Source organism: Dyadobacter sp. CY323 (assembly GCF_021390245.1).
In the GTDB taxonomy this organism is placed as follows: Bacteria; Bacteroidota; Bacteroidia; order Cytophagales; family Spirosomataceae; genus Dyadobacter.
On the sequence record NZ_JAJUXH010000002.1, the window covers coordinates 217757 to 241438 of the forward strand.

Below are 23682 nucleotides of genomic sequence, written 5' to 3' on the forward strand. Positions count from 1 at the left end.
AGTAGCAATTAATTCTAAAAAATTGTAACCGCCACCTTCCCAACCACTGCCTTTCCAGAAATACCTGACGAGCTGCGTTCCCGCCTTACCTGACTAAGATCCTGTCGATATTCAGCTGAAATTGCCAGCCTGCCCCATTTTGCTCCTACCGAACCGGACGCAACCGGATTAATTCGATTATATCCAAAAGCATCCCAGGTCACAACGTTCCCAAAACCTTCGACCCGCTGCACAGCCGCAATCAGCATGTTTGCTCCCAACTTTCCGTCCACAAAAAGCTTTATTTGAGACTTCGGATTAATATACCAACGCATTCCAATGTCGATTGCTCCGCGATGGTGCATTTCCTTTGAAATCCATTTCCCAAAAGTCCGGCTTGCTTCTGCAAATACATCGACAGGCATTTTCTTCCGGACATAACCGATTTGTCCGAGCACGGACAAGTTTGGGTTGAGCACTCGCTCCGCAAAAAAGCCTGTGCCCACCGAACGATACGAAGGAAAGTTTGGAATGTAGCCGCCGGGAAGCGTTTCCCAATTATAATATTCCCTATGATACCAATCTCTGCCGGATTCGGCCTGAATGCCAAATTCCCATTCGGCTTGCTGGGCTTGAACCTGGTAAAAACATCCAGCAATAATTCCGAGAAGTAGGATAAATGTTTTCATATGCGTTTGAGAATGTTAGTTTAAAACAATTCTTACTTTTTCGATTCGCTTATTTTTATCGCTACGATAAAGTAAATGCAGGTAATATGTCCCACGAGGCAGGTCACCAACGTAAATAGCTATTTTCTGTTGAACAAGTGTTTCTCTCACAAAAATTATCCGGTCAGGTTTTGTTAAAGTCTCGCTGAATAGCTGAATTTCATACGGTAAGAATTCCTCAATTTCAGTTGAACCGAATTCAAGTGTCAAAAAGTCTTTCGCCGGGTTTGGATAGACTTTCAGCATTCCGGATGATAATAAAAATACAAAATCCTCCGCATAATTTCCGCAACTGTTTGTTGCCATCACCTTTACTTTACGATATCCATTTGTCGAATTAGCCAGAACATACATTTGCGTACTCGGGCTATTGGGATTGTAAATGTCGACAGCCATATCACCTGAACCCGTGTAGTTATTATAATTGAAAGTAGTTAACGGACTAGATGAAGTTGCAGCCAGATTGTAAAGTCCGCCTGCATTTACCGATGCAGTGCTTGTGACCACAGTATTAACTGTCTTGACAATATTGGGATTTCCCACCCAAAGTGAACGCTTGATGGTTACCGGCGCGCAGGCATTTGGGATGTTCAGAGTTGCGAAAACAGTTGCCGCGCCACTGTACCCGGCTTGGCGAGTAGCCAGGTTACCAGCCATCGTCAATCCGGCGGATGCAGACCATACCGCAGAGGAGCCTGCTGGAAATTGCGTGAGCGTATAACCTCCGCTAGCACAGACAAGGTCTGGCCCTATGATTGGCGCACCTGCCGCTTTTTCAACTGCCCGCAGTGCATTAACCCTGCCGTATCCAAGGTCATTGTTATGTGATAGATCAGAAAATGAAGATCCATTACCAATCACATAATTATAGCCACCGACTTTATCGCACGTCTCGGCGATGATTTTTCGAATCTGCGTTTGTGTTAGACCTGGGTTTACTGAAAGAACCAAAGCTGCGACTCCTGCAACCGATGGTGCCGCCCATGAAGTTGCATTTTCCACAGGCTGATTGTTATACTGGCTTGCATCGACAGTTGTTACATACGCGCCAGGTGCAGCCACATCGATCCGATGAGTCGGGCCATTAGAACCTTCCCACCGTGTATCGTTTGATTTGGAAGCTCCAACCACCAATACATCCTTGACATTTCCAGGCAATGGCGCCAGATAGTTGAGTCCTTTATTGCCGGAGCTTGTAATCAAAACCGCTCCTTTGCCCCCACGCCCATTTAAAGCGGCATTGTTGAGAGCAGCTTCGATTATTGGATTTTGATTAACGGGTGCTACACTTGCTGTGATTCCCCAGGACATATTCAAAATGTCGGCATTCTTCACATTGACAGCGTGGTTGATGGCGGAAGCAATGTAAGAATCCAGTGTTTCAGTTCGTAAGTTCCCATCTGGCTTTGTCCCAAATGCCCTGATTGGAATGATCTTGCTATTATAAGCTACCCCCGCAATCCCGATACCATTGTTACCTTTTGCGGCCGCAAAACCTGCGCACCTAGTTCCGTGTTGCTCCTCGCCGGCAACAGTTCCACCATTTGTACCGAATGTGGTTGCATCAAAGCCTGGAATTAAATTAGGAAGCAAATCAGGGTGATTCAGTTGTACGCCATCGTCAATAATTGCTATTTTAATGCTTGTGCAACCAGTCGTGATGTCCCAGGCTTCGGGCAATTTCATCTTGGCAAGCCCCCAGTTACTGGCAAATAGAGGATCATTGGGATTTCCGGCCATTTCAACGAATCGGAGATAGTTCGGTTGCGTGAATTCAAACAGCCCGGTAGCTTCCAGTTTCTCGCAAGCATCAAATGGATTATTGCTTACAAGTTCGCCACTCAGATAGTAGTTCTTTTCCGAATCCGTATCCTCTGCATCAATCTTCAAATTGTACCCTCGAAATGCATTCAAAATATCCTGGATAGAATTATTTCCTTTCGGTCTAACGATAATCTGTTCCGATAGTCCAGCGACGTCCTCACCAGATTCATTAACCAGCATCGAAAACCACATAAGCCATATCCGGAATGCTGTGAATCGGCTCAATGCTTTTTGCTTTCACCGATATTTCTCCCAGTCGAATCTGACTCGCTTCTCTGGCATCTCTGAATTTTACAAGAATCTTCGTCCTACTGTATCTGATTGGATATCTGGTTTCTTTTGTAGAAAAATAGGTATCCTGAGCGGTAGCTATCTGTTGGATTAGAAATAGCAATAACAGTAAATTCTTAATCATAGCGGCAAATAGTTTTAGATTAAACCAAAAAATATCGACCGCTATGTATCTGTTTTTATCTTATTAGGAATTTGCGACTTTTCAATCGGTGGGGCTCATTGAACTAACGGATTATAGTATCTAAAATAAGTTTCACACTCAAACTCTATGGGGAAAGCAGCCTACCGAAATGTCGGGCATTTCGTTTCCATCTCCTAGTTTTCTCTTCTGGCAACACTTGCAAATATGAGCTACCCTGGTATATTTTGCTACTTTCGCAGCACTATGAAACGAGGAATGAGACCTGCCCACCCGGGCGCATTGATTAAAGAAACAATCGAAGGCTTGCGAGAGGAAACCGGGCATAATTATTAATTATACATTGGCAGAAATCGCAAATGGCTTGGGTGTCACCCGCAAAACGCTTTCGAATGTTTTAAACGAGCATCAGGGAATCAGCTCAGAAATGTGCGTACGCTTGTCGGAAGCATTTGGCACCAGCGCAGAGTTCTGGCTGGATATTCAGCGGAATTATGACCTTTGGCATGCGGAAAGGAATGTCGAGCGCAATACAATCCAGCATTTCCGACCTTTATAAAGCGGAAAACTACAATCGGCCTGACACTTTGCAAGCTACTTCCCCCGCAACAACGCAAACCCAACCTTCCCAAAAACCCCTTTTCCGTCAATCCCAGTCCTCCCATCATATCTTTTAGACGTAATCAAATCCTGACGATACTCCGCTGAAACGGTCAATCGCGACCATTTCAGCCCCAGCGAACCCGATGCAACCGGTGCTACACGCTCGAAGCCGAAAACGTCTGAACGGACTATTCTTCCAAACCTTTGCTCCTGCTGTACGGCAGAGATGAAAACATTGGCACCCAGCTTACCTTCCGCGAAAAACCGGACTTTTGAACCTGGATTGAGATACCACCGCAGCCCGGCGTCTACTGCGCCCCTGTGATGTACTTCACTTAAATAGTGCTGTGACGCTGTATTGTTGTAGGTATGAAAAATTTCCGGATGCACTTTCTTAACTGCATAACCCAACTGCCCTATCATTGAAAACTTCGGATTGAGCGGTTTTTCGAAATAAATACCGGTGCCCCACGAACGGCTCGATGAAAAATCGGTAATAGAACCTTCGTAAAAAATTTCCCTCGCATACGTCTTATGGTACCAATCCCGGCCATATTCACCTTGAATGCCAATTTCCCAACGCGACGCTCGCTGCGCCACCGCCAAAGTAGATATGCACATGGAAGCGAATACCAGAATTGTAAATGATTTTTTCATACACTTTCAAAGGCTAAACAGATTGATTCAGAATACGATATAAGCGAATTTTCCTCTGGAATCAAAACTCCCCTTTATCTCTTCCCGTCGGTTTAAACCGACGGGAAAGACTAAGAAACTTCACCGCGCCGAATCCTCTCCACCTTCTCAAAAAACTCCAGCAATTCCTTAAACGAAAAGTACGTATTGCCCAACTTCGGCATATGCCCCATTTCGTTTTGGGCGAGCATGAGACCGCTGAACATCGTCCATAATTCTTCCGTCCAGGTTGCGGTGGTGCTGCTGCTCAGCAATGCGCCTACTTCCATGCCGTACGCGATCAAACGTGAATCTACCGTCTGGGCATTTGCTGACTGAGTGTCTGCTGACTGGGCGTCTGTCAATCCTTCCAAGTGTGTTTTCGTGTCCATTGTTTGTTGATTTTAAGTGTGAAAGAAAACCCTTGCATTGACTTTTTATATGATGCAGCAAAGCACTGAATTCTTGCGGAATGTACCCAACGCGCCAGGCGGGTAGATTACTCGTAAATTACCTGAGAACTTACCGACGGATTTATCTAAATTGCCCTTTCAACAAAACCGCTTTCCGCATGACACCCACTACCTCCAACCCGAAGATCCACGAGGGCCGCAACCTGAAACGCTTCCGCGAAATGCTCGGGATCAAGCAGGACGTCCTTGCCTTCGAGCTCGGCGACGAATGGAACCAGCAAAAGGTTTCTCTACTCGAACAAAGAGAAAAGATCGATTCCGACATATTGGAACAAGTTTCGGCGATTCTTAAAATCCCCGCTGACGCAATACGGAATTTTGATGAGGAACAAGTCGTGAATATCATTTCCAACACATTTCATAACAGTGCATTTGTAAATACGGGAAACACGCCCACATTCAACATTAATCCTCTTGAGGAAATAAGAAAGTTGCACGATGAAAAATTGGCACTTTATGAACGGATGTTGAAGGAGAAGGATGAGATGATGGGGAGGTTGGAGAAGTTGATTGGTGGTAATATCAAAGTCTGAATTGCTATGACTGAGGAGGAAAAATTTCAGGAATTAGAGAAGAAGATACTCTTCGGAATGCAAAAGACTTTTGAAAGTGTTCTTGAATTCAAAAGACAGAAAAATTCCGCACTAGTAGTAATGAGAGGCAACGAAATTGTAAAAATTAAGCCGGAGGATTTTCATACATTGAAAAGAAAAGACAATGAGATGAACATGCTGGAAAAATATAAAGAGGAGATCGTAAAACTTTGCAGAGCATACAATGTCAAAAGCTTATATGCATTTGGTTCTGTTTTGACAGATCGGTTTGATCGCGACAGCGATATTGATCTCATCGTTGACTTCACTCCGATGCAAGTCGAAGATTACGCGGACAACTATTTTGATTTCAAATTCTCATTGCAAGATGTTTTCAAACGCCCGGTTGATCTACTGGAAGAGAAAGCGATTAAAAATCCATATTTCCTGCAAAATATAAATCAGCAAAAGCAGCTTGTGTATGGACAATGAAATTAAAACATGGTTATACGACATGCTCAATGCAATAGCAGAAATCGAAAGCTTCTTTGCTGATCGACCAATGCTTTTCGCAAACTATCAAGCTGATTTGCGGACAAAACGCGCCGTCGAAAGAAACATTGAAATCATCGGCGAGGCAATGAACCGCATTATTAAGAAAGACAGCTCCATTCAAATCTCCAACTCTCGAAAGCTTGTCGATGTTCGAAATCGGATCATTCATGGTTATGATTCGGTTTCTGATGATGTTATTTGGGGGATTGTGGTGAGGCATTTGCCGGGATTGCGAGAAGAAATCCATTTACTCATATTAGAATAAAACATTAACGTATGGGTACGCGCTTACCTGACCTTCAATATTAAGTGCAGATTGGTATATGTACATTCTCAAAATATAGTATCGACCAATAGAATCGTCAAGCGCAATAGCTTTATTAATCCAATTCAATGCACGTCCATATTCATGTCTTGACAAATAAAGCTTAGATATCAAGTGGCATATATAATGCTTGGGACGCAAAATGGCTAGATCCTCAAACAATATTCGAGATTGATCATACTTGCGCTGGTCATAATAAATTAATGCCAATTTTTCCATCGCGTCGAAATGGACAAAGGTAATCTGCCCATTCGACATTACTTTTTGGAAATTCTCAATTGCAGCTAACGTATCCTTCATCGCGAGATGAGCGCGCCCAAGATAATAATACAATTCAGACGCACGATTTCCCATTCGCAAATCCCAGTTAACAGCACTGAGCACCGCCATGTGATCTCCTGCACTTAGATAGGCGAAGGCCAAATTACCCTTACTAATAATTGGGAGAGCCGGGGAAAGTTTTAAAACCCTATCTAAGTCACTTACCGCTCCCCAATAATCGTAAGTTGAGAAAAGACGCATATTTCCCCGTCTAAGGAAGGCCAGAGAATTCGATGGTTGTAGCAGTATAGCTTGATTATAATCCTTGGATGCTCCCACAATATCGTCAAGCTCTTCCTTGATTCTACCCCTGTCAACATATGAGTCAGCGTTCTTCGGTGATATACTAATTGCGTAAGTCAAATCATCCAAAGCTTCTTCACTCTTCCCCATAGAATTCAAAATTGAAGCTCGGCCACGATATGCTTCGACAGAAGGCTCCTTTTGAATAGCTTTCTTAAACTCTTTTAATGCATTTTTATCTTGCTCCAATTTTCGATAACAAAATGCTCTTTCAACATTTATACTGGCTGATTTCGGATTAAGCACTTGTGCAGAGTCTAACGACTGCAACGCTAAATCATATTCTCTGTAAGTACGATGAACAGATGCCTTAATTTGATAAGCAGCAGATAACCACCTTATGGACGAGGTATCCTTCGACATACCTTTCGATAGAGACGTTAATTTATGTTCAACCCTTTCCCTTATTATAGCTGTATCAAAGTCCGCTATCGCCTCTTTTAGACCTAAATCCACCTTTACAATTGCTCGCAAAGCGTATATTGATGTTCTTGGCTCCAATTTTATTGCATAATTAAGATCTGCAAGTGCCGGGAATAAGTCGTTATTGTCAAAATTTAAGCTAGCCCTTTGAACGCGCGCATTAACATTTTTAGGATTACAAGCAACTGCTTGATTTGCACTATGTAATGCTGAATTCGCTTTTTTAAGCATCTCGAAAAGATAACTTTTCTCTACAAAGCTATCTGATTGTTCAACATCAGATAGTGTAGTATCAACAACATATAAATCCGGATTCGCTAATCCGACTTTAAAATTATAAACAGTGAGTAGCCAAGAATCAAACCGCTTTTCCTTAATATGAAAATTACCTAGTTCCATATCAGACGGGGTAAGACCTTTTTGATATACTACCTCAGTACTAACAAGATTTGAATTTCCCCCTGCAAGATTTATTAGCGCTTTACTAGCATTACTTTTAAAACATATGTCTCCTTCTGCGCAAGTTTCACGTAAATTCTGGATACTTCCCCATAGTGTCACATCAGCATTGTACTTACTTTGCAAAGCATCGGACTCTTTTGATGATTGTGGTGCATCTGTGACATATATCGCCTTGATTGGCAATCGTCCCTGTTCTGCATTATGATTTATTCTAGAAACAAGAAATTGGCCAAAACAGTTAGTAGGATGGAGAGAGTCAAAATTCTCAAACCGAGTAACTAATACAAAAAGAGAATCTCTACCATTGTTTAACGAGAAATTAGGAAACTGCTCTTTGTCTTTAGGCAGCAAAGGTGTCAATCGTTCAAAAAGGGCTAGTGAAGAGTCAAGGTTTGCTAGAAAACCAAGAAGTAGCGATATGGCGATTACAAATCGTTTAGGATATGCTCTAATCCATCTTAAAGTATTGGTAAAATTTAGTGGTCCGATTCTCAAATTATACTGGACAAAATGATTAAATCGAATTTAGCAAGAATCTTCTAATTATTAAAGACCATGGTATTCTTCATTTCTGATTTTAAGTTTTAAAATATGGTCTTACATTTCTTTATATCGAAGAGTATTCTACCCTGATATTTTTTAAATACGACCTGCCAGATTTTTTTTATGGAAAGTCTTGACACTTAGAGCGTATGTGGTATTTCGATTACCTCCACTCCAACTCAACCCCGTCCCCCTTCAAAAACTCCTGAAACCCTTTCAATAATTTAGCATTCTTCCGCACAACCCGCGGCGCAACCCGCTCCCCAGAAGCAAACTTCACCAGCAACCCCACAGCCTCCCCAATGCTCCATTCCACGGGATGCAGGCGGTAGCAGCCATTCGTAATATGCGTAGTCCCAATATTCTTATTTGCCGACAGCAGGTTTTCCATGCATATGGGGATGAGCGCACCGAGCGTACGACGCCCGGCGGGATTTGGAAAGGAAGGGATGCGAAATCGATGTAATTGTCTCCGGCGCTACTTTGGGAGAATTAAGCTTGCTGCTTAGAAAAGGAAAAGAAACCTTCAAAGCTTAAATCTTCATCAAGCTTCTCCCAATGAATTCCGAAAGGAGATAATTCGTAGCTTTCCCTTTCATCGCTAGACGCATTTAATAATCTCGGGAACCACTTTAAAGGATGGCTGCGCTCTTCACCAGATACGGTTTGGATAAATATATGATCATCTCTGAACCAAACTTTTTTTATTTCAATTTCCATGATACTCTTTCCATTTAGCAATGATGACTTCCTTGTTTTCTTCGATTAGAGATTCTGCTAAACTAATATCTTTCCTCTTTATACCTTTATTATCTACCAGTTTAACAGGATCTACCTCAAACTTTGCCTCACCGTCTGCATTCTTAACATGAACATGAATCGGTAAGTGCTCATTGGAATAAAAATAGAACCTCAGACCAAAAATTATAAATAATGTAGGCATATCGTCTTTTTATATTTTAACAATCTATGAGTATTTTATTTAATTCATTTCACCTTTTCCACTCCAACTCAACCCCTTCCCCCTTCAAAAACTCCTGAAACCCTTTTAACATTTCACTCTTCTCCCGCACCCTCCGCGGCGCAACCCCCTTCCCAAAAGCAAACTTCACCAGCAACCCCACAGCCTCCCCAATGCTCCATTCCACCGGATGCAGGCGGTAACAGCCATTGGTAATGTGCGTAGTCCCGATATTCTTATTAGCCGGAAGCAAATTTTCCATGCGTATGGGGATGAGCGCACCTAATGGAATTTGGAATGGCAGCGATGCGAAATCGATGTAATTGTCGCCGGCGCTGCTGGGGTGGAGGTCGATGTGGTAGTAGCCTACACCTACGCTGTCGTGGAATTCGGCGGATTTGTCTTTTGGGCATGGGGCGCCGTTTGCGACGGCCATTTCGCGGTTTGCGGCTCCTACGTGTTCTTCTTTGATGGTGAAAACGGCTTTGATGCGGCGGGATTCGCGGACGTACGGGTATTTGGCTAGGCCGTCTTCGGTGCCCATGATGTCTTTCCGGAAACGGATTCCCGGCCAGCCTTTGCCGCCGTCGGGGCGCGGGGCTTCGGTTTGCAGCCAGTAGAGCAGCGACAGGCTCAGCTGCTTGGCTCTGGCTACGTGTTTTTCAAAATCCTTTTCACTGGCCCCGATCAGGTTTCCGAGGAAATAGTCGTTTTGCGGCCAGTTTACGATCGTGATGTCGCCTTTGTAAGTGCCGGGGACGAAATTGGCTTTGCTGATCATGCGGCGGTAATTCCAGAGGTTCAGCTTGTCGCCAGTCGCGATTCCCTCGGGATGAAAGCCCAGCTCTTTTGGTTCGAGGGTTTTGGGATTGGAATACGAAAGTCCCAGCAACTTACCTGACCACGGTTTCGCCATTTTCGGCACGTAATTCTTCCAGAACTCATATTCCGCCGGCTTTTCGATCACATGGTTGTCGCCGGGCTGGTAATCCATTGCGAAGCAGACGGTGAATGACTGTACGTTATCCGCATTTCCTTTTTCAGGTGCGTGAAGCTCGTTCGTTTCAGCCTTTGATTCCGTGCCCGTCACAAATTCGGTTCCGGTCATAGGCAGCAGGTCGCCGAGCTCGGTAGCGTCCACAAAGTAAGGTGCCGAGAGTGTGTAGCGATTTTTCGTTTTTTTATTCAAAACCACCAAAGACTGCACGCGGCTACCAACCACTTTCGCCGAAATGGCTTTGTGTTCCAAAAGCAATGTCAGCTTACCGGTACTGAGGTAAGGTGCCAGCATTTCGGTCAAAACGGCCACAGCAACGCGTGGTTCGTGGCAAAGCCGGGACACAGCTCCGTCGCCGGGATTCAGGTTTTTGCGGCTGCGGGCTTCTTCGGTGAGCGGGTAATGCTTTTTGTAATACTCCCGCACATTGTTCCGAAACTCGCGGTACACCTTCGTGCAGCCATGCGTTTCGATCCACTGATGCTCGTCGGGCGGTACACCCTGCTGCGAAACCTGCCCGCCAATCCAGTCGGTTTCCTCCGTCAGGATCACAGATACGCCATTCCGCAATGCAGCCAACGCCGCCGCGCAGCCGCCAAGTCCGCCGCCGGCAATGACGAGGTCGGCAGTAAGTGTTTCCCGCGAGCGATTTTCACGCAAAAAAGGCCCGGAGTTTGCATCCGGACCTTCTGATATGTTATTAACAAGTGCACCACCTAATGTGATACTTCCTAAAAAATTACGACGCTTCATATATTAGCTATATCGTTTTGTCATTCCATTTACCTTTTTGTCATGCTAAGCTGGCCTTTGTCATGCTGAGCGCAGTCGAAGCACGTTACTTCCCAGCAGCGTGCTTCGACTGCGCTCAGCATGACAAATGGGTTTGCTCACTTTGACAAGTTACACCTTCCCCATCACATACATCTCCGTCATCGTCGGCGAGGGCACTCCACCTTCTTTTTCCAACGTGATCGCGAATGCGGCGGAGCCAGGTTTAGTATTTTTCATTTTCAGAACCTTGCCAGTAAACTGATTGTCAATCACCCCGATATCCATCGGCGCAGCTTCGCCATTTACAATGCTCCAAAGCTGGTATTGCTTTCCGGAGGGAGCTGCGGGAAGATTTTGTACGTCAATAAGAACCTCATTCGTTTTCTGGTTCCAGAATGCGGATACTGAGCTCTGAGGCGACTTTTCCAGTCCCGCCAGGTGAATGGTTTTGTATTCAGGATTGCGGTAGAGTGTCGCCAGTGCCTGGTTATATTCCAGACTTGACTTCATATCTGCCATTTCCGTTTTCATTCCACTCATTTCCGACGCCAGCTGCTCACTACTGCCTTTATATTCAGTCATTTGAACGGCTGACCATCCCGCCAAAATCGCCAGTACCACCGCGGCAGCAACCGATATTTTGGCCCAAAGCGGCGTTACTTCTCGTGTTTCAACCTGATCAAATACGTTGTCTATAATTTTGGGTTCCGCACGTACAGGCTCAATGGTACCCGCAGGCTCTGTTCCGCTGATGGTCTCAACATAAGCAGCCGTCTGATCGCCAGCCTGTATTTCATCATTTATTTCCTGAGCTGCGTCAAAACTCATTTTAGCAAAAAGCGATTCCTTCAACGAAGCTGGAGGAGCGGTTTGATGTTTCAGTGCGTATTCTTCCAAAGCACTTTCTGTACGCAACAGCTCTTCTTTTATCTCAGGGTAAATATGAGACATACACTCCACCTCCTGCTTTTCCTGAGAAGAAACAGTGCCCAATACATATTCCTCTAATATACCGGACTCTATGTAGGCTTGGATATTCATACTGCAAAGTATTGTTTTAACTCTTGTAATGCTGTTCGGATCCTCGATTTCACCGTCCCGAGAGGGATGCTGAGCTCTTCTGAAATTTCTTCATGGGTATAGCCCTGAAAATAGGCCATATCAATGAGAATTTTTCTTTCGGGCCTGAGCATATTAATGATTGCCTTCATTTCCGAACTGGAATTCTGTGATTCCTCGTACACATCCCGCTCATTCAGGGCGGCTTTGTCTTCGATATCATCCATTACCGGCTTCCTCCCTTCCGCTCTGACCGCGTCTATTGCACCGTTTCGGGCAATGTTCATGATCCAGGTAAACAGCCGTCCTTTTTCGGGATTATAGGAAGCGATATTCTTCCATATCTTCAAAAAAGACTCCTGCAATACATCTGCGGCCCTTTCCTCGTCTCTTAAGGTTTTGGAAATGATATTAAACAAAGCTCCTGAGTAATGGTCGTACAGGAATTCAAATGCGGTCCGCTCGTTTCTTTTAAGAGCTAGCACCAATTCCTCTTCCGAGTATTTTACCTTGCTGGTAGCCAAGAGTTGCTTAACATTTAATTGTAAATTACTTACTGGCAATCTAATAAAATTTCCGTAGAACCAGTCACCGCTATTCCAATAAATTGTTTCTCTCTGAATCCATGAGGAAACCAGCAAAATGGGTAGTGGCAGAGGTCGTCGCGATAGCGTGTTTGTGATCATCGTTTAGTGTGGTTTTAGGTATATACGCCCATCACACCGGATTGGATCAAACCCTTATTTGGATTGGAATCTGAAATCTATTTTCTGAGTTTTTCTACCCGCCAGAGTGTCAGGAAGATGAAGAAAGCCATCAGGCTGAGGAGATAAATGACGTTACGGGAGTCGAGAAGACCTTTTCCGAGAGCCAGATATTGCTGATCCAATGCAGCCCAGGAAAAAAAAGCAGCAAATGCGCCCGATCCGAAAAGTGCTGAAACTGCGCCAAAGCCAACATACCAGATAAACGCCAGAAACACGCCGAGTATGAATGCAACGATCTGATTATCGTTCAGGGAAGACGACCATAATCCCATGGAAACGAGCACCCCACTGAGTAATAACAGCCCGATATAAGATCCGAAAACTGCCGCCGAATCCACATTCCCAACCGGATTGCCCAGCTCATAAACGCTGTAATAATAAAGGACCGTCGGCAGTAAGGTGAGCAGTACCAAAACCCAATTTGCAAGAAACTTCCCGATCACAAGCTCGTAATCGTGGAGCGGCTTGGTCAACAACAATTCCAGCGTCCCATTCCTCGATTCTTCGGCCAGCGAGCGCATGGTAATTGCCGGGATCAGAAAAATGAGTACATATGGTGCCAGACTGAAAAATGACCCCAGATCGGCGTAACCGTAGTCGAGAATATTGGATTCGGGAAAAACCCATACGATCAGTCCGATAGCAGTCAGAAAAACCGCCATCACGATGTAGGCTATCAAAGAGTTGAAAAAACTGCCAATCTCTTTTCGGAAAATTGCTAACACTTTCTGGTTATTTAAACAGACAAATCGTAACCGCCATCATTCAAAAACAGGCTTCTCACGGCGGATAATCGCAGCTATTATTAAGGAAACAATGAAGCCCATAATCAGGTAACCCAAAACGCCCATTACAAAAACGACTCCGGGCGACATAAATTTTTGCGACAGCTCCATGGCCTGATCAATTTGCGAATCGTCCATTCCACGCCTTTCCATATCTTCCCGCACCTGATCCATTCCGCTCGAAAGCAATGTATTATCAATGAACTGAATGTAAAACATCGTAAATGCGGAGCTCAGCAATCCCATAATGGCGGATAGCAGCGACCCAAGTCCCAGACCTTCTCCATAAGACATAAAGCCTTTATTCTGCTGCCTGAAATCCTTCATTGCCAGCACAATAGCAACGACCATAAAGACGAAAGACAAGGATGAAAGTATCTTATTTTGTGAAAGTCCGGCCACATTGATGATCGTGGAATATACCATGATCACAACCGAAGCCACCACTCCGTACTTAAGTGCAACGCGTGCGGTAGATGTTTTTTCTTCCATTCTGAATTTCTGTTGAGAATTGATAGGTTAGGAGTAATCTAAATTTAGGGTTTATTTCCAAATACGCTGTAATCCTGCTTCCTGAAAATCAGCGAAATAACGAGAATGGGTATGATTGCCATGACTGTTTTCTTGCTTACCTCATCCATGATAATCCCGGATGGCTGCATGTTTCCTACCTCATTAAACATCTTTTGAAACTCCGCATTTCCAATGTTCTTCACCAGCTCCGCCCTGCCGTTCAGCATGAGCGTTTTCATTTGGGCAATGTATTCTGTAAAAATGGCGGGATCCATGTACGTGACAAAAAAGTAGATGAGCCAGCCGGCAATGAGCGAACCAAATGTATTGACTACATAACCGATCGTTAATGCCTCCCAAATATGCAAAAACCCATTGCCTACTTTCTTGCGGTAATACCAGCAGGCAAATGCGATCAGGATAATATGGATCCCGAAATCCAGGATCTTGTTATTGCCGAGCGGCACAATGCCGATCAGGTACAATCCGATAAAAAACACAAAAACCAGCACGCCGGTCAGCAGGCCGAAAAGCAGGGAAACTTTTAAAAGGGGTTTATTAAAATATTCTATAATCGCATTCATGAATACCACTCTGTTTTTCCATTATTGATCACACCACACACTTTTCCTTTCAGCCTTTTTCCCAAAAATGGTGTATTCTTTGATTTGGAGTAGCTTTTATTAAAATCCCATTCGGTTTCAGGCTCGAAGAATGTCAGGTTCGCATTTGCACCGACCTCAATCCGCGCTTCATTAAGCCTCAGAATATGGCGAGGCGCGGAAGTCAGCTTTTCGACGATATTTTCAAGTTTTAATCCACTGTGCATAACCGAAAGTGAAAATGCCGTTTCTAACCCGGTCATGCCAAAATCGGCATGGTCGAATTCGAGGTTTTTACTTTCTTCATCATGCGGGCTATGGTCGGAAACAATCACGTCGATCGTCCCATCGGCGAGGCCTTTTCGCAATGCTTCTAAGTCAGATGCCGAGCGGAATGGCGGATTTACTTTCAGGTTTGTATCAAAATCAATGAGATCCGTATCCTCGAATGCAAGCTGATGTGCGGCAATGTCGCACGAAACGGGCAATCCTTTCTCTTTGGCTACGCGGATCAGATCGACCGCCGCTGCTGTGGAAATCAGCGAAATATGCAGGACCGGCGCGTCGGAATGGTATAAGCTTTTTTCCAATGCATATTCAAGCAATTTAAGATCACGTGTCAGCATCATTTCCTCAGCCAGGGCAGGCATTCCTTTCATCCCGATCAACGTACTGGTAATGCCCTCATGCATTTGTCCGTAAAGTGTCAGCTGCCTGTCTTCCGGCCGGTTCATGAGCAGCGCATTGAGCGGCTGCAGATACAAGATTGTTTTCAGAAAAAGGTCTGTGTTCTGTACCGGATGTTCGCCATCGGTAAATGCAACGGCGCCGGCTTCATGCAGATCGATCATTTCCGTAAAATCCTCCCCTTCCGCCTTCTTAGTAACCGCCGCAGCGACATGCAGCTTCACCAACCCGCCAGTACCGGATTGGCGAATGTAATTGAGCGTGTCTTTGCTGTGAACTACGGGCTGGGTATTTGGCAATAATACGATTTCAGTAAAACCGCCATGGCCGGCCGCCTCGCGAACGGAGGTAAGGTCTTCTTTGTGTTCAAAACCAGGGTCACGGGACGCCACACGCATATCGACCCAGCCGGACGAAACGCATAGGTCGGTACCTTCTTTAATCTCTGCTTCTCCTACTTCCAACCCCTCTCCAATTTCTTTAATTCTCCCATCCTCAATCAGCAAATCCTTACGCTGATTGTGAAATGAAGACTTTTTATCAATGATTCGTACGGAACGGATTAACAATTTCATGTTTGTTTTTAACTAATGCCCGGAGCCTAAACGAAAACCGGTTTCAAAAAAAAAGCTCCAAATGGAGCTTAAACTTTATATCAGGCACCTATAAATTTTTGGTAGTCTTCTGCGGATAAAAGACCATCTTCGTCGCCTGGGTTAGTAAGACTGATCTTCACCATCCAGCCGCGTCCGTAAGGGTCTGTATTAACAAGTTCTGGCTCGCCGTCAAGTTCTTCATTCACTTCAAGTACTGTACCCGGAACCGGGATGAAAAGATCAGAAACCGTCTTCACTGCCTCAACCGAACCAAAAATCTCGCCTTTTTCAAGTGCATCCCCTACCGTATTGATATCCACATACACGATATCGCCCAATTCGTTCTGCGCATGTTCCGTAATTCCAATGGTTGCGATATCTCCGTCGATACGGATCCATTCGTGATCTTCTGTGTATTTCAATTCTGACGGAAAATTCATGATTTAATCAGGTAAGTTTTATACATCTTTGAAGCGCAAATTACAGGATGTACCTTGTATTTTCCAAATCAAATATTATTCAGCGAGATTGAACTTCAACTGGATCCCGCCGGAGGTACTGGCCCTGTAAAACGAGTTGGAAACGAGCGGATCGTTGAAGGTCCGGTCAAAATAGAATTGAATGCTTAACCTGTTATTAACCATATAGTTAATGGTAGGTCGCAACTGGAAATTGATGTTACCAGCGATCGGAATGTTTTCTCCGTCGAATTTGCGCTGAATAGACCTGGTATCGCGGAAAGTTAGCCCCAGCTGCATGGTCATATCATTTTTCAGTTTCTTTTTAACGCCGTTGATCTTAAATGGAATTGCCACATTGTTTTTGGTAAAACCAATATTCACCGTCACATCCTGATTAAAAAGTTCAGCTACCTGCGAATTGGAAAGGTTCAATGCAATGGTGCGATCCCGGTTGTATTCTATCCGGGCCGTCACTCTGCTTTGCGTTCGGAATTCAACACCCACCAGCGGCTGGAATTTTTCTGATAATGTGATGGTACTCATCGAGAAAACCGGAATGTACTGACCCAAATCATTCAGTCTGGAAGATAATGGGTATCCGGTAACCGCCAGGTTCACATAAAGTGCCTCATAATCCAGCGATGAAGTGAAGTTACCCACACTGTAATTCGACATGTATTTGTGTTTCAATGTAAAAGAACTGAACATTCTCTTAAACATCGGCAACTGAGACAAACCATTATAACTCAGATCCCAGTTAGGCATCGGGAATTTAAGGAACGGATTGGTACGGACTGTATTCGGATCTTTACCGGTATAAGCCGCAAAGAACGAAGATATCAGTACATCCTGAGAAGTTTCATTGTACTCTCCGCCACTTTGATTTTCAGCATTCAGACGGTCGCGGAGAATGGCGCGATAAGCTCTGAATTTATCAAAAACCGGAGAAGAATTATCGCGTCTCATTTTGGCAAATGCAGTCCGGAACGACATGAACGACATACTGAACTGTCCGTTACGTAATGGGCTTTGAGACACAAAACCTCCGGTTGTATCGGGCCGGTAAAATTCCTGATAAGCGTCTTGTCTTGTCAACCGCGCCTCAATGATCAGCCTGAAATCTTTAAAAGGTTCGAGCGTCGTATTGGCAGAAAAGTTCTTCGAGATCGTCTGCTGGAAAGGCATATTTTGCTCCCTACTTGTGGTGATCCAGCCTTTTTCCGCCGCTTTGATCTGGAAGTTTCTGTCTTGCTGCCCTAATACAAATGGAAGTCCGGGCGCATTCGCATTATCAAGTCCAAAATATTTAGGTGCCCGCAAATACCCTGGCAAAGCCGTAGTTTCCAAAACCGAATAGCTGACATTAATTCCCCGGACGGTCATTAACATGCGCGTCACATTTTTGAGAATGTCGGTTGTCCGCATATCAATGTCCTCAATATCACCCGGGCTTCTCGCAAAATTCTTACGTGCAGCCGAAGGTGTGTTGGCAAATTTCAGATAGCGCAATTTATTGTAAAGCAATACAAAATCCACCTTCCCGGTTACCCCGCGTTCGCGGCTGTTACGGATGATATCTCCAAATGGAAGTCCCAACGTATCTTTCAGGCCCAATGCATTCGCCTGATATTGGTATGCGACCGAATGCTTGTAATCGGCGGTCATCCAGTCTACCAGAGGTATTTTATCCAGAGGTAAACGATATGTCAGGTCAATCTTCTGATCAAAATTCTTGATCCTTCCCAGTTTTTTAAAATTGGTCCAAAGCGAATCCTTTTTCTCACCCGAGTTAATATCCCCCATGGGCTCATCGATGATCGAGTTGGCCGCTGCGTTGTAGGTCAATGTCATATTTCTGGTCAGGTTCCAGCCGAAATCGTAATAGCGGTTAAACCAGAAATACTTTTCGTATAATGGTTGAATACCGTCCGTCGTCAAATCCGCATTACGCAACTGTGTTTTGAGGAAACGCCTATCCACGTCCGTCCGAAGCTGGATCATGTTCGGCATCAGCGTGAGGTTAATGTCCTTGATCAGCTCCGTCCAGCGGCTGGTGGATTTCCAGTTTTTGAATGGCTCAAAAGGTTTCGGCTGACTGGCGTATACATACGATATTCCGCCTTTATACATGCGCTGATTATATTCCTGTGTCAGCACATTCCTCCGCTTGTCGTCGCTGAAAGCATAAGTAAATGCAAAGTTCTCGAAGTCATAAATATGGCTTTTGGCACCCGGCTTCGTTTTCATTTTCCTCACATTGGAGAAGTTGAATCCGCGTTTCACCGCATTTTCCTCCACCATTCGCCGATAGCCGTCCCGTTCTTCATCAGACAAAAGATTATCCAGTGACGTGCTCAATGGCGTATCCGGATCGAGCGGATTAAAGTGCGGCTTTACATTTCGCCTGTCGTAACTCACAAACAGCGGGATACTGAAACCCCATGAGGCAGGCAGCAATTTATCCAGGGCGATATTTGATGAAAACCCATATTCCTGGGTGAAATTCCGCGAACGCTCGCCAATTCTCTGCTGAACACTTCCAAAACCAAATGTCTCAATCCGGCCAGACGCGGTAACTGTCGCAAAGTCGGCAAGCTTCGCATTCACCTGAGCGACGGCTGCAATTCCGCCGGTGTCGTCAAAACCTTCCACGTGCATTTCGTCCACCCAAATGCAAAATGATTTCGGACGCTCGTCAACCGATTTCGGGTTTCGCATCCCGATCATCATCACCCGAACCGAACTCAGATCGGGGTTACCAACTATCGTAAGTTTATATTTACCGTCAGCGGTAGTAATCGTATATGGTACACTCAGGTTCCTGTCGATTTGCCTGTTACGCAGCGATTTCGCTTCGATCAGGTCGTCCAGAGCAATGTTAATTTCATTTCCCTCCGGCCAGATCTCCGTATCACGTGTGGCCGTCGGCCTGGTCGCCTGCAAGCTTGACAGGTCAATTTCGTAGTAGTTTTGGGTAAGGTCCGTACCAATCCGCATAAATGCGCCCACCATTCCATCTTCACTCTGCTCGTTCTGCATGTGCACGTACATACGCAGTCGTTTGCGGAAAAGCAGGTCGAGATTTACATTCTTGAAAACGGCCCTAGAATCGCCATCTCTCAAATCCGTCACACACAAACTCATTGACTGCTCATTGAGCAATAAAGGCGGCCTCTGAGTATTATCCTGATCGCGTATCCAGCCTGGTGGGATCTGGTAGACATATTTGTTCGTGCTGCCAGGTTGCGGTTTATCACTATTTTCCTCAATACTAACCGTCCCGACCGTAAATTTCGCATCATAAGGTTCCGGAACTTCCTGCAAACCGGGTGCATCCAGATTGGCAGTGTATTTCCGGTATTGCTGACCAACCATTTGTAATTGGGCAAACCTTAAAACAACCGGCTGCTGAAAATCGGTGAGGTACATGCGCATGAAACGAATGGATTTGAACCCATTCATATTCCCGATAACTCCCGAAAATTCTTTGATCGGTACCCGGAACAAATACCAGTTTTGTCCCGCAGTAACTGTTTTATCTACAATATATCCATTACCGATCGCCAGCTGGTTCGGTTTAAGGTCAATTTCATATTCGTAATACGACTCATTATCATTGATCGTATTGTCGACATTCATATCCTCGCCATCAGGTACATTGGTGGATGCCGGTGTTACATCGGTAGCTCTTCCCTGACTTTCGGGCGAGTTGTTCTCCATTCCAATGTAATTCTTGTAGCGTTCGAGGACTTTCAGGTTTGCGCTGTCCAGCTCCTCCCCGAGGAAGAATTTAAAGTCATCGCCCGAAGGATCTGATAGTATTCTGTCTCTCGCAGCCGGTGTTAAATTAGCTGGCAGCCGGTCAAGATATTGTTTAAAAAATGCCCGTTCCTCCGCATTTGTCAACCCATCCAAACCAACATCCTGTTTTTCCCGCGCCCCCGGTTCATTACTAAATGCGTTGATCAGGTATTGCGACTTGGTAGCATAGCCCCAGGCGGTAGAATCTACATTGACCCCAACCTGCTTCGGCACCAACGGAAGTCCGTTTTCAAAGTTGTAGCGTTCATCGGGGATCACATCCTCGGATATATCCCCCAGGTTAAATACCAGCTTTCCACCCGTAGTATTAGGTCTGTTTTCAAAACCGTCCCGCACCTGGCCGCGGGTAGCATCGTTTATAAATGGATCCAGCATCCAGAATTCAATGCTCTCAATATTCGCATTATCAAAGTCATTATCCGAAGTAATCGCGCGGCTTAATGCGCCGAAGTTCTGCCTCGGAATTTTAAGACGACCGTCCGAACTCAGATCAGTATTGTAGTTGTACATCCCTCTCTCACTCGGATAGTAGGCGATATCTAAAACCTGCTGAGGATATGTTACCAAACCTGCGATGGCACGGTTCGGGAAAATCTCATTTGGAAGGAACAAACGCTCATAAAAGTTTTCACGGTCGCTCTCCTCGAAATTAGCCGGCGGCTGATAACCTCCGCCCAGTCCCTGCGCCCCGCCAAAGATGTTGTCGACGGTATAGGCGGAAATTTTAGCACGCTTATAACCGAAATTCAATGTTTTTCCATCCAGCCCGTCACGGAATTTCGTTGGCACGGATGCCAATCTCCATTTCTGTGGCTGGCGGGCGAGATCGTAAATGGTTCTGGTAGCTTCGAAGTCATCAACCAGCGATCGGTTTCTTACATCTTTTGAAACGCCAGGCAGCATTTTGGCGAATTCACCTTTAAACTGAATGCTCGACATTTCCTTCGTCTGGATCAATGGTAATGCATCGAGCCACCTCGTCAGAAATGGCACGTCCTTCCGGAAATTCATATCGAACCCGAGGATCGTATTGTTCACCGGTTCGTTGCCGATCGAAACGCGGGATAAAAATCCGGCAGTACGTTCACGGTATTTCATTGCGGTAAAACCCATGCTGAAATCCCTGTTGAACACATAGTCGAGCCGGGTTCCGAGAAGCGAGCGGATCTGGTTCTGGAACATATCCGGACGTTCGTATTCGATCACAATTTCCCTCCCCGAATTCAGCACACTGCTGTTCAGCAGACGTACGCGGCCTATCTGCGCCTCAACAATGTAATCCGAACCGGGCGAAAGCGGCACACCGCCCGAAGTAACCGTTACGGAGGTTTCGAGTACGCCAAAAGGCAACTGTACTTCCGCCCCGCCACTGGATTGATAAGATCCTTTGATAAAAAACTTATTGCGCTCCGTAACCTGTTGCGCGTCGATCATGGTGGTCCGGTACAGTTCATTGAACACATATTTGTTCCTGAACTGATCCTCCCCTGCTCCGAATTTCCTGGACAGGTTGCTGCCAAATGGTTCGAGTACCGGGAAAATAATGCGGCCGGTCTTACTATCCATTGTAATGCCCTCCACAAAGTCAAAATTGCCATCCGGCTGCAGATCGTTCACCGGGTTCAGCCGGTCCAGACCTGCCAGGCGGATTAACGGAACGTTGGCAATGCTGCTTTCCTGCAAATTGGGGTTATCGATACCTGTCTGGTCATCTTTGTAAATAATCCGTAGTTGAAAGCCCTGCTTATCAATCTGGCTGGTCCCCAGCGAGTAAATGTTTTTCATCATCAAATCCCACATCGGAAGCTTTGTGTTGTTCCGGATGGTCGACGATTTAAGCAGTTTCAATGCGATTACTTCATTGTCTTTTCTGGCCTGGTAGTCTTCGGTAAGTTCACCCACCTTAAATGCGCGGCCATTAAGCGTATATTCGTAGGAAACGGCGAGCACTTCATCATTCCGCAATGCATTGGTCAGCGAGATATATCCCAATTGCGGATGAAATGTGTAATCACGGTCCGCTATAAGCCTTTTAGATCCGCGAAGCAATTCATAATCCACCGTCTTTTCAAGGCCGAGACCGGTAATAACACTATTTGTATTATCCACCTGCCTGAATGCATCGTTGGAAGTCAGGGTTCGATATAAACCGTTTGCAGCATTGTCTGCCGGCGAAGTAGAGCGGATGGGTTGAAGGTTGGGATTCGCAGCTTTATACGGTGCCGGTTCGCCGAGATCAGTAAAACCGACGACATTCCTCAGCGACTCGGTGGTAGTTGTACGGTTAGTCACGTACACTTCCAGCCTTGTAATGGTTACACCTGACGTGATCGTGGGGGTATTTTGTAATGAACTTTCGAATTTATTTCTAAAATATTGAGAAAGGAAAAAGTTGCGGTTTTCATCATAAGTATCGGCCCGCAGCTCGAAATCCCGGTTCTGTGCTCCGCCTCTCAGTACCATCCGTTCTTTACTGGATTTTTGCTGGGAAGCCACGAATGTTGCACTCAATCTACCGAACTGGAAATCTGTTTTTAAACCAAACAAATTTTGAACGCCGGGAATCAACTGACTATTGATAGCCCAATTGATATTCCCCGCCTCAATTTTGCGGATGAAGCTCTCTTCGGGATTCTTATAGTTCAGCTTGATCGCATTCTCGAAATTGAAGTTTGCCTTGGTATCGAAATTGGTCTGAAACCCGAGCTGATCTCCAAGTTTTGCATCAAAGTTGATACTGATCTGCTCGTTAAATATAAACTGCGTATTCCGGCGCTGACGGATCGGGATGGACGGGTTGTCCAGAAACTGGTGCATTAAGCCCAGATCCAGCGATACGAAACCGGTAGGTTTGAAATTGACAAAATCATCGCCGAGCAGTTTTGACAGCGCAGGTGGGATATCCAGTTTTGGTAAAAGCCCTCTCGCACCCATTGCGCTTTTTCCATCCTGCCTTCCTGCGTATTCCCGCAACAGACTTTTAAAAGCACGGTCTTCCTGAATTTTGTCATATGTCTCCAGACTCATACGCTCAGGAGCGCGGAAGTTCAGATTGCCATTAGGCGTCTGGATTTTTTCCGACACGGCGACTTTCCCCGCACTGTCCAGCATAATGGTCGTGGAAATGTTGGCTGGGTCGCGAAGGTATAATGGAGAACGGGGTCGCGGCTCGGCGATCCTGTTAGAATAGAAATCTTTCCAGCGCATGATGAGCTGGCTACCGGAACGGTCCAGATTTCTTCTAATGGTATCCTCGGGAATGGTGTCCGCCAGCAGCGCCCATTCCTGAGCTTGCTGTGAGTACGGTTCATTCCCATCAACCGAAACGTTGGCCAACAATGCCGCCGCGGCCGAGATGCTTACTACCTTGAAAAGAAAAGAGTAAATCGCTGATGACAAGGTAATGTACTTATTTAGAGAAGGTTGTATTTACACTCAAAGCCGTCCGAACGATTTTCTTATCGTAAAGTTTTACATC

At 45.3% G+C, this 23682-nt stretch carries 22 protein-coding genes; 4 read left to right on the forward strand and 18 right to left on the reverse strand.

Annotated features, from left to right (window positions below):
- Positions 1 to 14: 14 nt before the first annotated feature.
- The 3 genes from LZG72_RS04230 to LZG72_RS04240 are packed head-to-tail and all read right to left on the reverse strand — an operon-like array spanning position 15 to position 2946.
- On the reverse strand, positions 15 to 668 hold the full coding sequence (locus LZG72_RS04230; protein WP_233867940.1) for a hypothetical protein: 654 nt from the start codon (positions 666 to 668) through the stop codon (positions 15 to 17).
- Positions 669 to 683: 15 nt separating this feature from the next.
- The gene (locus tag LZG72_RS04235; protein ID WP_233867942.1) at positions 684 to 2711 is read right to left on the reverse strand and encodes a S8 family serine peptidase; all 2028 of its coding nucleotides are present in this window, start codon (positions 2709 to 2711) and stop codon (positions 684 to 686) included.
- Complete coding sequence (locus LZG72_RS04240; RefSeq protein WP_233867944.1) at positions 2701 to 2946, reverse strand: hypothetical protein; 246 nt, start codon at positions 2944 to 2946, stop codon at positions 2701 to 2703. The genes LZG72_RS04235 and LZG72_RS04240 overlap by 11 nt, the downstream gene beginning before the upstream one ends.
- Before the next feature lie 361 nt (positions 2947 to 3307).
- Here LZG72_RS04240 and LZG72_RS04245 point away from each other — a divergent pair, with 361 nt between their 5' ends.
- Positions 3308 to 3523 (forward strand): HigA family addiction module antitoxin, encoded by a 216-nt coding sequence (locus LZG72_RS04245; RefSeq protein ID WP_310590542.1) that lies wholly within the window; start codon positions 3308 to 3310, stop codon positions 3521 to 3523.
- Between the two features lie 35 nt (positions 3524 to 3558).
- Here LZG72_RS04245 and LZG72_RS04250 read toward each other — a convergent pair whose 3' ends face one another.
- Complete coding sequence (locus tag LZG72_RS04250) at positions 3559 to 4224, reverse strand: hypothetical protein (protein ID WP_233867946.1); 666 nt, start codon at positions 4222 to 4224, stop codon at positions 3559 to 3561.
- Positions 4225 to 4334: 110 nt separating this feature from the next.
- On the reverse strand, positions 4335 to 4634 hold the full coding sequence (locus LZG72_RS04255; RefSeq protein WP_233867948.1) for a hypothetical protein: 300 nt from the start codon (positions 4632 to 4634) through the stop codon (positions 4335 to 4337).
- Positions 4635 to 4813: 179 nt separating this feature from the next.
- Here LZG72_RS04255 and LZG72_RS04260 point away from each other — a divergent pair, with 179 nt between their 5' ends.
- Genes LZG72_RS04260 through LZG72_RS04270 form a run of 3 tightly spaced genes read left to right on the forward strand, consistent with a single transcriptional unit; the run spans position 4814 to position 6068 of the window.
- Positions 4814 to 5248 carry a helix-turn-helix transcriptional regulator gene (locus LZG72_RS04260; protein WP_233867949.1) on the forward strand — a complete coding sequence of 145 codons (435 nt, stop codon included), beginning with the start codon at positions 4814 to 4816 and terminating at the stop codon, positions 5246 to 5248.
- 6 nt (positions 5249 to 5254) lie between these two features.
- Positions 5255 to 5740: a nucleotidyltransferase family protein gene (locus LZG72_RS04265; RefSeq protein WP_233867951.1), complete on the forward strand. Its 486-nt coding sequence runs from the start codon at positions 5255 to 5257 to the stop codon at positions 5738 to 5740.
- Positions 5730 to 6068 carry a DUF86 domain-containing protein gene (locus LZG72_RS04270; RefSeq protein WP_233867953.1) on the forward strand — a complete coding sequence of 113 codons (339 nt, stop codon included), beginning with the start codon at positions 5730 to 5732 and terminating at the stop codon, positions 6066 to 6068. Before LZG72_RS04265 ends, LZG72_RS04270 begins: the two co-directional genes overlap by 11 nt.
- Here the strand turns inward: LZG72_RS04270 and LZG72_RS04275 are convergent.
- From LZG72_RS04275 to sprA, 13 genes are all read right to left on the reverse strand, one after another.
- Positions 6060 to 8132: a tetratricopeptide repeat protein gene (locus LZG72_RS04275; RefSeq protein WP_233867957.1), complete on the reverse strand. Its 2073-nt coding sequence runs from the start codon at positions 8130 to 8132 to the stop codon at positions 6060 to 6062. The two genes, LZG72_RS04270 and LZG72_RS04275, sit on opposite strands and share 9 nt — an antisense overlap.
- 211 nt (positions 8133 to 8343) lie before the next feature.
- Positions 8344 to 8571, reverse strand: coding sequence for an FAD-dependent oxidoreductase (locus LZG72_RS04280; RefSeq protein ID WP_310590543.1), 228 nt, complete (start codon positions 8569 to 8571; stop codon positions 8344 to 8346).
- A 101-nt stretch (positions 8572 to 8672) separates the two neighbouring features.
- A complete protein-coding gene (locus LZG72_RS04285; RefSeq protein WP_233867960.1) occupies positions 8673 to 8900 on the reverse strand; it encodes a DUF2442 domain-containing protein in 228 nt (75 codons plus the stop codon).
- A complete protein-coding gene (locus LZG72_RS04290) occupies positions 8890 to 9123 on the reverse strand; it encodes a DUF4160 domain-containing protein (RefSeq protein WP_233867963.1) in 234 nt (77 codons plus the stop codon). Before LZG72_RS04290 ends, LZG72_RS04285 begins: the two co-directional genes overlap by 11 nt.
- A gap of 49 nt (positions 9124 to 9172) precedes the next feature.
- Complete coding sequence (locus LZG72_RS04295) at positions 9173 to 10891, reverse strand: FAD-dependent oxidoreductase (RefSeq protein ID WP_233867965.1); 1719 nt, start codon at positions 10889 to 10891, stop codon at positions 9173 to 9175.
- A 150-nt stretch (positions 10892 to 11041) separates the two neighbouring features.
- On the reverse strand, positions 11042 to 11953 hold the full coding sequence (locus LZG72_RS04300; RefSeq protein WP_233867967.1) for an anti-sigma factor domain-containing protein: 912 nt from the start codon (positions 11951 to 11953) through the stop codon (positions 11042 to 11044).
- Positions 11950 to 12495, reverse strand: coding sequence for an RNA polymerase sigma factor (locus LZG72_RS04305; protein WP_233867969.1), 546 nt, complete (start codon positions 12493 to 12495; stop codon positions 11950 to 11952). Before LZG72_RS04305 ends, LZG72_RS04300 begins: the two co-directional genes overlap by 4 nt.
- Before the next feature lie 239 nt (positions 12496 to 12734).
- Positions 12735 to 13463 (reverse strand): gliding motility-associated ABC transporter permease subunit GldF, encoded by a 729-nt coding sequence (gldF, locus tag LZG72_RS04310; protein ID WP_233867971.1) that lies wholly within the window; start codon positions 13461 to 13463, stop codon positions 12735 to 12737.
- 36 nt (positions 13464 to 13499) lie between these two features.
- Positions 13500 to 14015, reverse strand: coding sequence for a DUF4199 domain-containing protein (locus LZG72_RS04315; RefSeq protein ID WP_233867974.1), 516 nt, complete (start codon positions 14013 to 14015; stop codon positions 13500 to 13502).
- Between the two features lie 44 nt (positions 14016 to 14059).
- A complete protein-coding gene (locus tag LZG72_RS04320) occupies positions 14060 to 14620 on the reverse strand; it encodes a DUF4199 domain-containing protein (protein WP_233867977.1) in 561 nt (186 codons plus the stop codon).
- Complete coding sequence (locus LZG72_RS04325) at positions 14617 to 15900, reverse strand: dihydroorotase family protein (protein ID WP_233867980.1); 1284 nt, start codon at positions 15898 to 15900, stop codon at positions 14617 to 14619. The genes LZG72_RS04320 and LZG72_RS04325 overlap by 4 nt, the downstream gene beginning before the upstream one ends.
- Positions 15901 to 15980: 80 nt before the next feature.
- Entirely contained in the window at positions 15981 to 16361 is a 381-nt protein-coding gene (gcvH, locus tag LZG72_RS04330; protein WP_233867983.1) for a glycine cleavage system protein GcvH, read from the reverse strand.
- 75 nt (positions 16362 to 16436) lie between these two features.
- On the reverse strand, positions 16437 to 23603 hold the full coding sequence (gene sprA, locus LZG72_RS04335) for a cell surface protein SprA (protein ID WP_233867985.1): 7167 nt from the start codon (positions 23601 to 23603) through the stop codon (positions 16437 to 16439).
- Positions 23604 to 23682: the final 79 nt, after the last annotated feature.

Bases quoted from the DNA above. Each gene is read 5' to 3' on its own strand.
- LZG72_RS04230 (WP_233867940.1), bottom strand. From the start codon at position 668: ATGAAAACATTTATCCTACTTCTCGGAATTATTGCTGGATGTTTTTAC.
- LZG72_RS04235 (WP_233867942.1), bottom strand. From the start codon at position 2,711: ATGCTGGTTAATGAATCTGGTGAGGACGTCGCTGGACTATCGGAACAG.
- LZG72_RS04240 (WP_233867944.1), bottom strand. From the start codon at position 2,946: ATGATTAAGAATTTACTGTTATTGCTATTTCTAATCCAACAGATAGCT.
- LZG72_RS04250 (WP_233867946.1), bottom strand. From the start codon at position 4,224: ATGAAAAAATCATTTACAATTCTGGTATTCGCTTCCATGTGCATATCT.
- LZG72_RS04255 (WP_233867948.1), bottom strand. From the start codon at position 4,634: ATGGACACGAAAACACACTTGGAAGGATTGACAGACGCCCAGTCAGCA.
- LZG72_RS04260 (WP_233867949.1), top strand. From the start codon at position 4,814: ATGACACCCACTACCTCCAACCCGAAGATCCACGAGGGCCGCAACCTG.
- LZG72_RS04265 (WP_233867951.1), top strand. From the start codon at position 5,255: ATGACTGAGGAGGAAAAATTTCAGGAATTAGAGAAGAAGATACTCTTC.
- LZG72_RS04270 (WP_233867953.1), top strand. From the start codon at position 5,730: ATGGACAATGAAATTAAAACATGGTTATACGACATGCTCAATGCAATA.
- LZG72_RS04280 (WP_310590543.1), bottom strand. From the start codon at position 8,571: ATGGAAAACCTGCTGTCGGCAAATAAGAATATTGGGACTACGCATATT.
- LZG72_RS04285 (WP_233867960.1), bottom strand. From the start codon at position 8,900: ATGGAAATTGAAATAAAAAAAGTTTGGTTCAGAGATGATCATATATTT.
- LZG72_RS04290 (WP_233867963.1), bottom strand. From the start codon at position 9,123: ATGCCTACATTATTTATAATTTTTGGTCTGAGGTTCTATTTTTATTCC.
- LZG72_RS04295 (WP_233867965.1), bottom strand. From the start codon at position 10,891: ATGAAGCGTCGTAATTTTTTAGGAAGTATCACATTAGGTGGTGCACTT.
- LZG72_RS04300 (WP_233867967.1), bottom strand. From the start codon at position 11,953: ATGAATATCCAAGCCTACATAGAGTCCGGTATATTAGAGGAATATGTA.
- LZG72_RS04315 (WP_233867974.1), bottom strand. From the start codon at position 14,015: ATGGAAGAAAAAACATCTACCGCACGCGTTGCACTTAAGTACGGAGTG.
- LZG72_RS04320 (WP_233867977.1), bottom strand. From the start codon at position 14,620: ATGAATGCGATTATAGAATATTTTAATAAACCCCTTTTAAAAGTTTCC.
- LZG72_RS04325 (WP_233867980.1), bottom strand. From the start codon at position 15,900: ATGAAATTGTTAATCCGTTCCGTACGAATCATTGATAAAAAGTCTTCA.
- gcvH (WP_233867983.1), bottom strand. From the start codon at position 16,361: ATGAATTTTCCGTCAGAATTGAAATACACAGAAGATCACGAATGGATC.